This window comes from Chelatococcus sp. KU-N122 (genome assembly GCF_055391085.1).
In genome coordinates this window covers 1,694,072-1,708,908 of sequence record NZ_AP043981.1, presented here as the reverse complement: position 1 = coordinate 1,708,908, position 14,837 = coordinate 1,694,072, and the positions used below count along the sequence as shown (strand labels likewise).

Annotated in this window: 10 protein-coding genes; 9 read left to right on the top strand and 1 reads right to left on the bottom strand. The window is 69.6% G+C overall.

The window, feature by feature from the left end; genetic code table 11:
* Positions 1–168 precede the first annotated feature (168 nt).
* From mdh to ACZ5PO_RS07525, 8 genes are all read left to right on the top strand, one after another.
* Positions 169–1,131, top strand: coding sequence for a malate dehydrogenase (gene mdh, locus ACZ5PO_RS07560; RefSeq protein ID WP_464191875.1), 963 nt, complete (start codon positions 169–171; stop codon positions 1,129–1,131).
* Positions 1,132–1,222: 91 nt separating this feature from the next.
* Positions 1,223–2,416 carry an ADP-forming succinate--CoA ligase subunit beta gene (sucC, locus tag ACZ5PO_RS07555; RefSeq protein ID WP_464191873.1) on the top strand — a complete coding sequence of 398 codons (1,194 nt, stop codon included), beginning with the start codon at positions 1,223–1,225 and terminating at the stop codon, positions 2,414–2,416.
* 4 nt (positions 2,417–2,420) lie between these two features.
* Complete coding sequence (sucD, locus tag ACZ5PO_RS07550) at positions 2,421–3,305, top strand: succinate--CoA ligase subunit alpha (protein ID WP_464191871.1); 885 nt, start codon at positions 2,421–2,423, stop codon at positions 3,303–3,305.
* Between the two features lie 446 nt (positions 3,306–3,751).
* Positions 3,752–6,712 carry a 2-oxoglutarate dehydrogenase E1 component gene (locus ACZ5PO_RS07545; RefSeq protein ID WP_464191869.1) on the top strand — a complete coding sequence of 987 codons (2,961 nt, stop codon included), beginning with the start codon at positions 3,752–3,754 and terminating at the stop codon, positions 6,710–6,712.
* A 173-nt stretch (positions 6,713–6,885) separates the two neighbouring features.
* A complete protein-coding gene (gene odhB / locus ACZ5PO_RS07540) occupies positions 6,886–8,199 on the top strand; it encodes a 2-oxoglutarate dehydrogenase complex dihydrolipoyllysine-residue succinyltransferase (protein ID WP_464191867.1) in 1,314 nt (437 codons plus the stop codon).
* 88 nt (positions 8,200–8,287) lie between these two features.
* Positions 8,288–8,932, top strand: a complete 645-nt coding sequence (locus tag ACZ5PO_RS07535; protein WP_464191865.1) for a LysE family translocator — start codon at positions 8,288–8,290, stop codon at positions 8,930–8,932.
* Positions 8,933–9,083: 151 nt separating this feature from the next.
* Positions 9,084–10,484: a dihydrolipoyl dehydrogenase gene (gene lpdA, locus ACZ5PO_RS07530; protein ID WP_464191863.1), complete on the top strand. Its 1,401-nt coding sequence runs from the start codon at positions 9,084–9,086 to the stop codon at positions 10,482–10,484.
* 51 nt (positions 10,485–10,535) lie between these two features.
* A complete protein-coding gene (locus ACZ5PO_RS07525) occupies positions 10,536–11,072 on the top strand; it encodes a hypothetical protein (RefSeq protein ID WP_464191861.1) in 537 nt (178 codons plus the stop codon).
* Between the two features lie 200 nt (positions 11,073–11,272).
* On the opposite strand, the gene ACZ5PO_RS07520 is transcribed toward ACZ5PO_RS07525, so the two are convergent.
* Positions 11,273–12,199, bottom strand: coding sequence for a tyrosine recombinase XerC (locus ACZ5PO_RS07520; RefSeq protein ID WP_464191859.1), 927 nt, complete (start codon positions 12,197–12,199; stop codon positions 11,273–11,275).
* An 84-nt stretch (positions 12,200–12,283) separates the two neighbouring features.
* Here ACZ5PO_RS07520 and ACZ5PO_RS07515 point away from each other — a divergent pair, with 84 nt between their 5' ends.
* Entirely contained in the window at positions 12,284–14,503 is a 2,220-nt protein-coding gene (locus ACZ5PO_RS07515; RefSeq protein WP_464196736.1) for a primosomal protein N', read from the top strand.
* The last annotated feature ends 334 nt before the right edge of the window (positions 14,504–14,837 follow it).

The window sequence follows — 14,837 nt, the reverse complement described above, 5'->3', positions numbered from 1 at the left end:
TCATATAAATTACAGAAATTGAAATTTGTCCCATAAACTCGGATTAAGCCCGCGGCATTCCTTGCTTTTGTCACGCAAACGACTTGATGGCCGCAAGAGATTGAGTCAGACAGACGCCGCTTTCCGGGGGCCATGGCCGCCCCTCTCGTCCCGAGGTTCCTTCTCCCCATGGCCCGCAAGAAGATCGCGCTGATCGGTGCCGGTCAGATCGGCGGCACCTTGGCCCACCTCGCCGGCCTGAAGGAGCTGGGCGACGTCGTGCTGTTCGACATCGCCGAGGGCGTGCCTCAGGGCAAGGCGCTCGACATCGCCGAGAGCGCCCCGGTCGACGGCTTCGGCGTGGCCTTCAGCGGCACCCAGTCCTATGCCGACATCGCCAGCGCCGACGTGGTCATCGTCACCGCCGGCGTGCCGCGCAAGCCCGGCATGAGCCGCGACGACCTGCTCGGCATCAACCTCCGGGTGATGGAAGGGGTGGGCGCCGGCATCGCCCGCTATGCGCCCGACGCCTTCGTGGTCTGCATCACCAATCCGCTCGACGCCATGGTGTGGGCGCTGCAGAAGTTCTCCGGCATTCCCCACCACCGCATCGTCGGCATGGCCGGCGTGCTCGATTCCGCCCGTTTCCGCCGCTTCCTCGCCGACGAGTTCCAGGTGTCGGTGAAGGACGTCAGTGCCTTCGTGCTCGGCGGTCACGGCGACGACATGGTGCCGCTGGTGCGCTACTCGACCGTGGGCGGCGTGCCGCTGCCGGCGCTGGTGGACATGGGCTGGACCACCTGGGAGCGGCTCGACGCCATCGTCCAGCGCACGCGCCAGGGCGGCGGCGAGATCGTCGCCCTGCTCAAGTCCGGTTCCGCCTTCTATGCCCCCGCCGCGGCGGCCATCGCCATGGCCGAAAGCTACCTCAGGGACCAGAAGCGGGTGCTGCCCGCGGCTGCTTTCCTCGATGGGGAATATGGTGTCAAAGACACCTTCGTCGGCGTGCCCGTCGTCATCGGCGAGCGCGGCGTCGAGCGCATCGTCGAGATCGCGCTCACCAGCGACGAGAAGGCCATGTTCGACAACTCGGTTGCGTCCGTCCAATCCCTGATCGAAGCCTGCAAGGGCATCAATGGAGCTCTGACTTAATCAAACCGTCGTCATCGTAGGGTTTGACGCCCCTGTCATACAACCATAACCGCCCCGCACGCAGGACCACCGGCGCAGAGGAACGTTCCGCATGAATATCCACGAATACCAGGGCAAAGCCGTCATCAAGGAGTTCGGCGCCCCCGTCTCCCGGGGCAAGGCGATCTTCTCGCCGGACGAAGCCGAGGCGGCCGCCCGCGAGCTCGGCGGCCCGCTCTGGGTGGTGAAGAGCCAGATCCACGCCGGCGGCCGCGGCAAGGGCAAGTTCAAGGAAGCCAGCGCCGGCGAAAAGGGCGGCGTGCGCCTCGCCAAGTCGATCGAGGAGGTCAAGCAGTTCGCCGAGCAGATGCTCGGGGCGACGCTGGTCACCATCCAGACCGGCGAGGCCGGCAAGCAGGTCAACCGCCTCTACATCGAGGACGGCTCCGACATCGACAAGGAGTTCTACCTGTCGATGCTGGTGGACCGCGCCACCGGGCGGGTGGCCTTCGTGGTCTCGACCGAAGGCGGCATGGACATCGAGCAGGTGGCCCATGACACGCCCGAGAAGATCCTGACCTTCGCCATCGATCCGGCGACCGGCGTCATGGCCCACCACGGCCGCCGGGTGGCGCAGGCGCTGGGCCTCGCAGGCGATTTGGCCAAGCAGGCCGACAAGCTGGTCCACGTCCTCTACAAGGCCTTCGTCGAGAAGGACATGGCCATGCTCGAGGTCAACCCGCTGATCATCACCAAGGATGGTCACCTGAAGTGCCTCGACGCCAAGGTGAGCTTCGACGACAACGCCCTCTACCGGCATCCGGACGTGGTGGCGCTGCGCGACATCACCGAAGAGGATTCCAAGGAGATCGAGGCCTCCAAGTACGATCTCGCCTACATCGCGCTCGACGGCACCATCGGCTGCATGGTCAACGGCGCCGGCCTCGCCATGGCGACGCTCGACATCATCAAGCTCTACGGTGAGGAGCCGGCCAACTTCCTCGACGTCGGCGGCGGCGCCACCGAGGAGAAGGTCACCGCGGCCTTCAAGATCATCACCTCGGATCCCAACGTGAAGGGCATCCTGGTCAACATCTTCGGCGGCATCATGAAGTGCGACGTCATCGCCCGCGGCGTCATCGCGGCGGTGAAGGCAGTCGGCCTCAAGGTGCCGCTGGTGGTGCGCCTCGAAGGCACCAACGTCGAGCTCGGCAAGCAGATCCTGCGCGAGTCCGGCCTCAACGTCATCCCGGCCGACGATCTCGACGACGCGGCACAGAAGATCGTCAAGGCGGTGAGGGGCTGATCACATGTCCATTCTGATCGACAAGAACACCAAGGTGATCTGCCAGGGCTTCACCGGCAAGAACGGCACCTTCCACTCCGAGCAGGCGATCGCCTACGGCACCAAGATGGTCGGCGGCACCTCGCCCGGCAAAGGCGGCGCCACCCACCTCAACCTGCCGGTGTTCGACACGGTGGCCGAGGCCCGCGAGGCGACGGGCGCCGACGCCACGGTCGTCTACGTGCCGCCACCGGGCGCCGCCGACGCGATCTGCGAGGCCATCGACGCCGAGATCCCGCTGATCGTCTGCATCACCGAGGGCATCCCGGTGCTCGACATGGTGCGGGTCAAGCGCTCGCTCTCGGGCTCCAAGTCGCGCCTCATCGGGCCGAACTGCCCGGGTGTCGTCACCGCCGGCGAATCGAAGATCGGCATCATGCCGGCCAACATCTTCAAGCCCGGCAGCGTCGGCATCGTCTCCCGCTCGGGCACGCTGACCTACGAGGCCGTGTTCCAGACCACCAACGAGGGCCTGGGCCAGACCTCGGCCGTCGGCATCGGCGGCGATCCGGTCAAGGGCACCGAGTTCATCGACGTGCTGGAGCTGTTCCTGGCCGATCCCAACACCCAGTCGATCGTCATGATCGGCGAGATCGGCGGCTCGGCCGAAGAGGATGCGGCGCAGTTCATCAAGGACGAGGCCAAGCGCGGCCGGGCCAAGCCGATGGTCGGCTTCATCGCCGGCCGCACCGCCCCTCCCGGCCGCCGCATGGGCCACGCCGGCGCCATCATCTCCGGCGGCAAGGGCGGCGCCGAGGACAAGATCGCCGCCATGGAGGCCGCGGGCATCCGCGTGTCGCCGTCGCCGGCGCGCCTGGGCAAGACCCTGGTCGAGGTGCTCAAGGGCTGACGGGTGGCGGGCTCCCGCCACCATGCCCATATAGCGGCCGTTCGCCGCTCACCGCCGCAGGTGCCGACGCCAGGATCGTTGTCCTGGCGAAGGCCTTGGTCGCCGCGCGGCGGACAGGCCGGCCCGGTTGGCCGGGCGGACGATTTCGCTAGAGCGCCTGGCGATTGGGTGGACTCGCCCAATCGCAAGAGAAGCGCTCCAGATGCAGAGAGCTGGAGCATTTCTCCGCAATTGGATGAGGCTCATCCGACGGCGAAATGCTCCAGCGCAGAGGTGCTCCGGCGCACCGCACGGATGCCTTCATCTGCGCCCATTGAACGACCGCGGACCAGCCGGTCCGCTCGACCCGGAGCCCACCGGAGGGCCGAGGGACGAGGCTCGACGAAGCCTTTCCAGCGGTGCCCGCCCACGCGGCGCGGACACCGGTTCCGGCAGGGACATGACTGATGGCACGCCAGGACGCCAACGCGCTTTTCGCCGATACCGCCTTCCTGTACGGCGGCAATGCCGCCTATCTCGAGCAGCTCCAGGCCCGCTACGAGCGGGATCCGAGCTCGGTCGACGCGGAGTGGCAGACGTTCTTCTCCGCGCTCAAGGACGATTCCGCCCTCGTCGCCAAGAACGCCAAGGGCGCCTCCTGGCGGAAGCCGAACTGGCCCGTCGCCGCCAATGGCGAGCTGGTGGCCGCCCTCGACGGCAACTGGCCGGTCGAAGCCGTGATCGGCGACAAGATCAAGCGCCAGGCCCAGGGCAACGGCGTCGACCTGTCGGACGCCCAGGTGGCCCAGGCGACGCGTGACAGCGTCCGCGCCATCATGATGATCCGCGCCTACCGCATGCGCGGCCACCTGCATGCCGATCTCGACCCGCTGCATTTGCAGCCGCGCGGCGATCACATCGAGCTGCACCCGTCCTCGTACGGCTTCGACGAGGCGGACTACGACCGCAAGATCTTCATCGACAACGTGCTCGGCCTCGAGTTCGCGACCGTGCGCGAGATGCTGACCATTCTCGAGCGCACCTACTGCCAGACGCTCGGCTTCGAGTTCATGCACATCTCCGATCCCGTCGAGAAGGCGTGGATCCAGGAGCGCATCGAGGGCCCGGACAAGGAAGTCACCTTCACCGAGCAGGGCAAGCGCGCCATCCTGAACAAGCTGATCGAGGCGGAAGGCTTCGAGAAGTTCATCGACCTCAAGTACACCGGCACCAAGCGCTTCGGCCTGGACGGCGGCGAGGCGATCATCCCGGCGCTCGAGCAGATCATCAAGCGCGGCGGCGCGCTCGGCGTGCGCGACATCGCGCTCGGCATGGCCCACCGCGGCCGCCTGAACGTGCTCGCCCAGGTGATGGCCAAGCCGCACCGCGCCATCTTCAACGAATTCAAGGGCGGCTCCTTCAAGCCGGACGACGTCGAAGGCTCCGGCGACGTCAAGTACCACCTGGGCGCCTCGTCGGACCGCATCTTCGACGGCAACCAGGTGCACCTGTCGCTGACCGCCAACCCGTCGCACCTGGAGATCGTCGATCCGGTCGTGCTGGGCAAGGTGCGCGCCAAGCAGGACCTGCTGGGCGACAGCGGCGAGCGCGCCTCGGTCATGCCGCTGCTGATCCACGGCGACGCCGCCTTCGCCGGCCAGGGCGTGGTGGCGGAGTGCTTCGGCCTGTCGGGGCTGAAGGGCCACCGCACCGGCGGCTCGGTGCACTTCATCATCAACAACCAGATCGGCTTCACCACCAACCCGCGCTTCTCGCGCTCCTCGCCCTATCCGTCCGATGTGGCGAAGATGGTGGAAGCGCCGGTGTTCCACTGCAACGGCGACGACCCGGAGGCGGTGGTGTTCGCCGCCAAGGTGGCGACGGAGTTCCGGCAACGCTTCCACAAGCCGGTCGTCATCGACATGTTCTGCTACCGCCGCTTCGGCCACAACGAGGGCGACGAGCCGGCGTTCACCCAGCCGGTGATGTACCGCAAGATCCGCCAGCACCCGTCGACGCTGGAGATCTACGCCAAGAAGCTGGTGAGCGAGGGCATCGTCAGCGAGGCCCAGGTGGAGGAGCGCAAGGCCGAGTGGCGCGCCCACCTCGACGCCGAGTTCGAGGTCGCGCAGGACTACAAGCCCAACAAGGCCGACTGGCTCGACGGGCGCTGGTCCGGCATGAAGGCCGTGCGGGAGGACGGCGACGATCCGCGCCGGGGCCAGACCGGTGTGGCCGTCGCCACGCTCAAGGAGATCGGCGAGGGGCTGACGCGGATGCCGAAGGGCTTTACCGCCCATCGCACCATCCAGCGCTTCATGGACACCCGCCGCAAGATGATCGAGACCGGCGAGGGCCTCGATTGGGCGACGGCGGAGGCGCTGGCCTTCGGCTCGCTGCTGCTGGAGGGCCATCCGATCCGGCTGTCCGGCCAGGACGTGGAGCGCGGCACCTTCTCCCAGCGCCACTCCGTCCTGCACGACCAGGAGACCGACCGCCGCTACAAGCCGCTGAACCACCTGCGGGAGGGCCAGGCGCGCTACGAGGTCATCAACTCGATGCTCTCGGAGGAGGCGGTGCTGGGCTTCGAGTACGGCTTCTCGCTGGCCGAGCCCAACGCGCTGACCCTGTGGGAGGCGCAGTTCGGCGACTTCGCCAACGGCGCCCAGGTGGTCGTCGACCAGTTCATCTCGTCCGGCGAGCGCAAGTGGCTACGCATGTCGGGCCTGGTGATGCTGCTGCCGCACGGCTACGAGGGCCAGGGGCCGGAGCACTCCTCCGCCCGCCTCGAGCGCTACCTGCAGCAATGCGCCGAGGACAACATGCAGGTGGCCAACTGCTCGACGCCTGCCAGCTACTTCCACATCTTGCGCCGGCAAATGAAGCGCGACTTCCGCAAGCCGCTGGTGCTGATGACGCCCAAGTCGCTGCTGCGCCACAAGCGCGCCGTGTCGACCCTGTCGGAGCTCGTGGAAGGCACGACCTTCCACCGGGTGCTCTACGACGACGCCCAACGCAACCCTGAGGGCAGCGCCGTCAAGCTGGTGCGCGACGACAAGATCCGCCGCCTCATCCTGTGCACCGGCAAGGTCTACTACGACCTCCTGGAGGAACGGGAGAAGCGGGGCATCGACGACGTCTACCTGCTGCGCGTCGAACAGCTCTATCCGTTCCCGGTCAAGTCGATCGCCAACGAGGTGTCGCGCTTCCCGAACGCCGATCTGATCTGGTGCCAGGAAGAGCCGCGCAACATGGGCGCCTGGACGTTCGTGCAGCCCTACCTGGACTGGGTGCTGGAGCACCGCGAAGCCAAGAACAAGCGGCCGCGCTACGTCGGCCGGCCGGCGGCGGCGTCGCCCGCCGTGGGGCAGATGTCCAAGCACCTGGCCCAGCTTCAGGCCTTCATGGACGACGCCTTCGCGGCGTAGTCAGCTTTGTGGGATGGATGGTCGGGTCAAGCCCGACCATCCATCAACTCAAGAACGCATGATGGGGACCTGATCCTCCGGATCCGCACCGCGCGTTCGCTTCCAACAGCTCAAGGCGGGGGCATCCGCCCCGATAGCCCGAAATGCGAGGGGGCCCGCAAGGGCACATCACCATGGCGACCGAAATCCGCGTTCCGACTCTGGGCGAGTCGGTGACAGAGGCCACCATCGGCCGTTGGTTCAAGAAGGCCGGTGACCCGGTGAAGGCCGACGAGCCGCTGGTCGAGCTGGAGACCGACAAGGTCACGCTGGAGGTCAATGCGCCGTCGAGCGGCGTGCTGTCCGAGATCGTCGCCAAGGACGGTGAGACGGTCGAGGTGGGGGCGCTGCTGGGCTCGATCGGCGAGGGCAACGGCGCCGCCAAGGCCGAGCCCAAGGCGGCCAAGAGCGCGGACAAGGTGGCCGAGAAGCCGGCCGAGCCGGCCGTCGCCCAGGCGGCGGGTCCCGCCGCGGTGGCTGGCAAGCCGGCCGCGACCGGCGACAAGCCCGGCGCGGTGCTGGGCGGCGCCGAGGAGGTCAAGCCGCGGGCAGCCGTCGACAGCGGGCCGGCGGTGCAGCGCATCGCCGCCGAGAGCGGCGTCGATCCGGCGACCGTCGGCGGCAGCGGCAAGGACGGCCGGGTGACCAAGGGCGACATGCTGGAGGCGGTGGCGCGCATCGGCACCGCGGTGGCGAAGCCGGCCGAAGCGCCTGTCCAAGTGCGCGCGCCGTCCCCGGCGGACGACGGCGCCCGTGAGGAGCGGGTGCGCATGACCAAGCTGCGCCAGACCATCGCGCGCCGGCTCAAGGAAGCGCAGTCGAACGCGGCCATGCTGACGACGTTCAACGACATCGACATGAGCGGCGTCATGGACCTGCGCAGCCAGTACAAGGATGCGTTCGAGAAGAAGCACGGCACCAAGCTCGGCTTCATGGGCTTCTTCGTGAAGGCCTGCGTGCAGGCGCTCAAGGACGTGCCCTCGGTCAACGCCGAGATCGACGGCACCGACATCATCTACAAGAACTACTATCACATCGGCGTCGCCGTCGGCACCGACCGGGGCCTGGTGGTGCCGGTGGTGCGCGACGCCGACCAGATGTCGATCGCCGAGATCGAGAAGTCGATCGCCGAGTTCGGCAAGAGGGCCCGCGACGGCCAGCTCAAGATCGAGGAGATGCAGGGCGGCACCTTCACCATCTCCAACGGCGGCATCTACGGCTCGCTGCTGTCGACGCCGATCCTGAACGCGCCGCAGTCGGCGATCCTCGGCATGCACCGCATCGAGCAGCGGCCGGTGGTGGTGAAGGGCCAGATCGTGGCGCGGCCGATGATGTACCTCGCCGTCAGCTACGACCACCGCATCATCGACGGCAAGGAGGCGGTGACCTTCCTGGTGCGCGTCAAGGAGAACCTGGAGGATCCGGCCCGCCTGGTGCTGGACCTCTGAACGCGGGCGGCGACGCCGCACAGCCGTCAGGGCCGGGCCGAGCCCGCCCCTGTGACGCTGCTGGGAACGCCAGGGGACGGGGCAGGCCATGGCAAGCACGCTGGTGGAGTACCTGACGCTGTTGTCGGTCTTCGCCCTGGCCGCGGTGTCGCCGGGGCCGGATTTCGCCATGGTGGTGCGCCAGAGCGTGGCGCACGGCCGCCGCGCCGGCCTGATGACCAGCCTCGGCATCGGCTCGGCGCTGCTGGTGCACGCCGCCTATACGCTCGCCGGGCTCGGCCTCCTGGTCGCCCATTCGCTGCTGGCCTTCAGCATCCTGAAGTGGGCGGGCGCCGCCTACCTGATCTACGTCGGCATCAGGACCTGGACCGCCGCGCCGCCGAGCGCCGAGGCTGCGGCCTCGATGGACGCGGCGACCGGCCGGACCATGTCGGACGCGCGCAGCTTCGGCCTCGGCTTCCTCACCAACGCGCTCAATCCCAAGGCCGTCCTGTTCTTCCTGTCGCTGTTCTCCACCCTGATCAGCCCGGCGACGCCGCTCGCCGTGCAGGCGGGCTACGCGGTGTCCATGGCGGCGTTGCTCATCGGCTGGTTCACCCTCGTCACCTTCTTCTTCACCGGCCGCGCCGTGCAGGAGCGGCTGCGCCGGCTCGGCCGCTGGTTCAACCGGATCACCGGGGCGTTGCTGGTCGGCCTCGGCGTCCGGCTGGCGGTCCAACGGGCCGTCGGCTGAGGACGCCGGGACATGTGCAGATCAGCCCCGCGCCGCCGCACCTGACTGAAACGTCTCACCCTTCCCACCTGGGCGATCGAGGAGAGCAATGTCCATGGCCTTCGGTCCTCACGTCCTGCCCCTCCAGGCGCATATCTAGGAACCATCCTTCATGTCCTACGACGTCATCGTCATCGGCTCCGGGCCGGCCGGCTACGTGTGTGCCATCCGCGCCGCGCAACTCGGGCTCAAGACCGCCGTGGTCGAGAAGATGAAGACTTTTGGCGGCACCTGCCTCAACATCGGCTGCATCCCGTCCAAGGCACTGCTGCACGCCTCCGAGCTGTTCGAGGAGGCGGGCCACGGCTTCGCCGCCTTCGGCATCGGCGTGGGCACGCCCAAGCTCGACCTGCCGCAGATGATGACCCACAAGACCGAGACCGTGGCGGCGAACGTCAACGGCGTCGCCTTCCTGTTCAAGAAGAACAAGATCGACAGCCATATCGGCGCGGGCCGGCTCACCGGACCGAACAGCGTCGAGGTGACTGCCGAGGACGGCAGCAAGACCACCATCGACGGCAAGGCCATCGTCATCGCCACCGGCTCGGACGTGGCCCCCCTCAAGGGCGTGGAGATCGACGAGAAGCGCATCGTCTCCTCGACCGGGGCGCTGGCGCTCGACAAGGTGCCCGGCAAGCTGGTGGTGATCGGCGCCGGCGTCATCGGCCTGGAGCTCGGCTCGGTGTGGCGGCGCCTCGGCGCCGAGGTGGAGGTGATCGAGTTCCTCGACCGCATCCTGCCCGGCATGGACGCCGAGGTCGCCAAGCAGAGCCAGCGCCTGTTCCAGAAGCAGGGCATCAGCTTCCGCCTGTCGTCCAAGGTCACCGCGGCGACGCCCTCCAAGAAGGGCGTGACGCTGACGGTCGAGCCGGCGGCCGGCGGCGCGGCCGAGAGCGTCGAGGCGGATATCGTGCTGCTCGCCATCGGCCGGCGCCCCTACACCAACGGGCTCGGCCTGGAGGAGGTCGGCGTCAAGCTCGACGCCCGCGGCCGGGTCGAGACGGATGACCACTACCGCACCAGCGTGCCCGGCATCTACGCCATCGGCGACGTCATCGCCGGGCCGATGCTGGCCCACAAGGGCGAGGACGAGGGCATGGCGGTGGCCGAGATCATCGCCGGCAAGGCGGGCCACGTGAACTACGAAGCGATCCCGGCCGTGGTCTACACCTATCCGGAGATCGCCTCCGTCGGCCGCTCCGAGGAGGAGCTGAAGGACGCCGGCATCGCCTACAACGTCGGCAAGTTCCCGTTCACCGCCAACGGCCGCGCCCGCGCCAACCGCACCACCGAAGGCTTCGTCAAGGTGCTGGCGGACAAGGAGACCGACCGGGTGCTCGGCGTCCACATCGTCGGCGCGCAGGCGGGCGAGATGATCCACGAGGCCGTCGTGCTGATGGAGTTCCGCGGCTCGTCGGAGGACCTGGCCCGCTCCACCCACGCGCACCCGACGATGTCGGAGGCCGTCAAGGAGGCGGCCCTTGCCGTCGACAAGCGGGCCATCCACATCTGAGCGGCCGCCCGCGGCGCCGCCTGCGCGGCGCCCGGTGGCGTCGAGGTGACTATGCGCCGTCTGCTCAAGCCGCTCTGGTTCCTGCTCGCGGTCCTGTTCCTGATCGAGGCCTGGTTCTGGGATCATCTCCAGCCGGTCTTCGCCTGGCTGGGCCGCGTGCTGCCGTGGCAGCAGGTCAAGCTCGCGCTCACCAACGCGGTGCGGCACCTGCCGCCCTACGCGGCGCTGGTGCTGTTCGCCGTGCCGATCGCCCTGGTCGAGCCGATGAAGCTGCTGGCGCTCTGGCATCTGGCCGAGGGCCGGGTGTTCACCGCCGTGTGGCTGTTCGTCGTGGCGCAGGTCCTGGCGCTCGGCCTGAGCGTCTTCCTGTTCGATCTGGTGCGGCCCAAGCTGCTCAGCATCGGCTGGTTCGCGCGGCTCTATGCCTGGGTGATGCGGCTCAAGGACTGGGCCCACGCCCAGGTCGAGCCGGTCAAGCAGAGGGTCGTCGCCATGGTTCGGGCGCTACGGCTCGACAGCGGCCGCTTCGCTCGGCGCTGGTCGCTGCTGCGCAAGCGCGCCCGCGCCGCCTCGGCGCGCAATTCGTAGCGGTCGCAGCCTCCTCCAGCACGTCCGGCCCCCTCCACCATGCTACGCATGGTCCCGCTCCCCCGCTACGCGGGTGAGGATCATACGGCGCGACCTGTTCCTCACCCGCGCAGCGGGGGAGGGGGCCGCCGAAGGCGGTGGAGGGGGCGCGTCTCCTGGCCAACCGCTGCTGAAACAGGAGCTTACGGCTGCAATTGCGCTCACGCCCGCGGATGGGCGGAGTCGTAGGCGGCGAGCAGCCGCGCGGCATCGATCTTGGTGTAGCCCTGGGTCGTCGACAGCGAGGCGTGGCCCAGAAGCTCCTGCACGCCGCGCAGATCCGCGCCCTTGCCCAGCAGGTGCGTGGCGAAGGAATGCCGCAGCGCATGGGGCGTGGCACTGTCCGGCAGGCCGAGCGCGCCGCGCAGGCTCTCCATGGCGAGCTGGATGATGCGCGGCGACAGCGGGCCGCCGCGCGCGCCCACGAACAGCGGCTCGTCCGGCGGCAGCGGCCACGGGCACTGGGCGATGTAGTCGCCCACGCGGGCGGCGACCTGAGGCAGGATCGGCACGCTGCGGGTCTTGTTGCCCTTGCCGGTGATGGTGAGGCTGTCGATGTCCGGCACCGGGGCGTCGCGGCGGCGGATCGACAGTGCTTCGCCGATGCGCAAACCGGCGCCGTAGAGCAGCGACAGCACGGCGGCGTCCCGCGTCAGGATCCACGGCGGCCGCGCCTCGCCGGCCCGCGTCTCGCTCGCGGTGACCGCCCTGGCCTCGGCGGCCGCGACAGGCCGGGGCAGGCCGCGCGCCAGCTTGGGCCCGCGCACGGCGGCGATGGCGGTCGCCACCCCCAGCCCTTCGCGTTCGCAGAAGCGGGCGAACGAGCGCAACGCCGCAAGCTGGCGCATGAGCGAGCGGCTCTCGATGCCGTCGCGCCGCCGCGCCGCGAGGAAGGCGCGGACGTCGAGCGGCTTCAGCCCGACGAGCGCGGCGAGCGACGGCGGCGCGCCCAGGTGCACCGTCAGGAAGGCGAAGAACTGCCGGAGGTCGCGGCTGTAGGCTTCCAGCGTCAGCGGCGACAGCCGCCGCACGGTGGCGAGGTGGTCGAGCCAGCGCTGAAACGCCTGGGCGAGATCGGCTTCGGTCATGGGGCGAACTTGCGGCGCATTGCCCTAACAGGCCGTTGCAGCTTTGGGCGGCGGGTGCGAATCGATGTTATCTGCCGCCCGATGATGCAGCCATCCGACCGATCCGACGAGGCAGGCCGCGCCGCGGCCGCGCCGGCTGGCCTGATCGCCGACGTGCTGGTGCCGCTGGCGCTCGACACCGCCTATTCCTACCAGGTGCCCGAGGGCCTGGACTTGGCGCCCGGCGACGTGGTGCAGGTGCCGCTGGGCCCGCGCGAGACGCTCGGCGTCGTCTGGAACCTGCGCAGCGGCGCCGGCGCCAACCTCAAGCCGGTGAGCGGCTGCTTCGACGCGCCCCCGGTGCCGCCTCCGCTGCGCGAGCTGCTCGACTGGATCGCCCGCTACACGCTGGCGCCGCGCGGCATGGTGCTGCGGCTGGCGCTGCGCGACCCGGCCCGCGGCGGCCCGGAGCCGCCGCGCCTGGGCGTGCGGGCGACCGGCGGGCTGCCGCGGCGCCTCACGCCGGCGCGCCAACGGGTGCTGGCCGCGGCCGCAGGCGGTCTGACGCACGCCAAGCGCCAGCTCGCCGAGGCGGCTGGGGTCAGCGCCGCGGTGATCGACGGCCTCGTCGACGAGGGCTGCCTGGAGCCGGTCGTGCTGGCGCCCGAGGCGACGCCGATCCCCGATCCCGACTTCGCGCCGGCGTCGCTGTCGGCCGACCAGCAGGCGGCCGCCACGGCGCTTCGCCAGTCCGTGACCGCCGGCGGCTTCGGCGTCACGCTGCTCGAGGGCGTCACCGGCTCGGGCAAGACCGACGTCTACTTCGAGGCGGTGGCGGCGGCGCTGCGGGCCGGCCGGCAGGCGCTCATCCTGATGCCGGAGATCGCGCTCACCGGCCAGTTCCTGGCGCGCTTCGCCGCGCGCTTCGGCACGCCCCCGGCCGAGTGGCACTCCGGCGTCGGCGGCCGCCGACGCGAGCGCATCCATGCGGGGGTGGCGAGCGGCGAGATGTCGGTAGTGGTCGGCGCCCGCTCGGCCCTGTTCCTGCCCTTCGCCCGGCTCGGCGTCCTCGTCGTCGACGAGGAGCACGAGGCGGCCTACAAGCAGGAGGACGGCGTGCACTACCACGCCCGCGACATGGCCATCGTGCGGGGCCGGATCGAAGGCTTCCCCGTCGTGCTGGCGTCGGCGACGCCGTCCATCGAGACCCGCGTCAACGCGCAGACGGGCCGTTTCGCCCGGCTGCTGCTGCCCGAGCGCTTCGGCCAGCGCACCCTGCCCGCCGTCGCCACGATCGATCTGCGCCGCGATCCGCCGCCGCGCGGGCACTGGCTGTCGCCGACCCTGGTCGAGGCCGCCACGGCGACGCTCGAGCGCGGCGAGCAGGTGCTGTTCTTCCTCAACCGCCGCGGCTACGCGCCGCTCACCCTCTGCCGCCGCTGCGGTCATCGCTTCCAGTGCCCGAATTGCTCGGCCTGGCTGGTCGAGCACCGCTTCCGCCGGGCGCTGGTCTGCCACCACTGCGGGCACGCCGAGCGCCGCCCCGACACCTGTCCCTCCTGCGGCGCGGCGGACACGCTGGTGCCGGCCGGGCCGGGGGTGGAGCGCCTGGCCGAGGAAGTGACGGAGCTGTTTCCCGACACGCCGACGGTCGTCCTCTCCAGCGACTTTCCCGGCGGCACGGAGCGCCTGCGGCGCGAGCTCGCGGCGGTGGCGGCCGGCGAGTTCCCGATCCTCATCGGCACCCAACTCGTCGCCAAGGGCCACAACTTCCCGCACCTGACCCTCGTCGGCGTGGTCGATGCCGACGTCGGGCTCACCAGCGGCGATCCGCGCGGCAGCGAGCGCACCTTCCAGCTGCTGCAGCAGGTGACGGGTCGCGCCGGCCGCGGCGCCAAGGCCGGCCGGGCGCTGCTGCAGACCCATCAGCCCGAGCATCCGGTGATCGCCGCGCTGGTCTCGGGCGAGGCCGAGCGCTTCTACGCCGAGGAGACGGCGGCGCGCCGGGCGGCGGGACTGCCGCCGTTCGGCCGGCTGGCGTCGCTGATCGTGGCGGCGCCGGATCGGGGCGAGGCGGAGGCGCACGCCCGCGCCCTGGTCCGTGCGGCCCAGGCGGTGCAGGGCTTCCCGGACGACGTCGTGGTGCTCGGCCCGGCGGAGGCGCCGCTGGCGCTGCTGCGCGGCCTGCACCGCTTCCGCATCCTGGTGAAGACCGCCCGCGCCACCGACATGCAGGGCTTCCTGCGCGCGGTGCTCGCCGGCGCGCCGCGGCCGCCGCAGCGCATCCGCGTGACGGTCGACGTCGATCCGCAGAGCTTTTTCTGAGTCGGCTTCAGCCGGGCCGCCTGCTGCGGCCAAACGCAGCACGCGCGCGGAATTTGCCGCTAGAGCGCTTCGCGATTGGGTGGACTCACCCAATCGCAGAAGAAGCGCTCCAGATTCAAAAGATCATGAGCATTTCTCTGTCATTGGATGATCCCATCCAATGACGAAATGCTCTAGCGTCACGGCTCGCGCGGCTGACGGAGCCGCGGCGGCAACGGGATTTGTGACATCGGCGCGCGGCTCACCGCAACGTGGCGCTACTGTGACCATTTCGCGACTTTGCCGTGGGCTGCGCTGGTTGCGCACCCCCCATCACCATGCTAGGGAGCCGCCA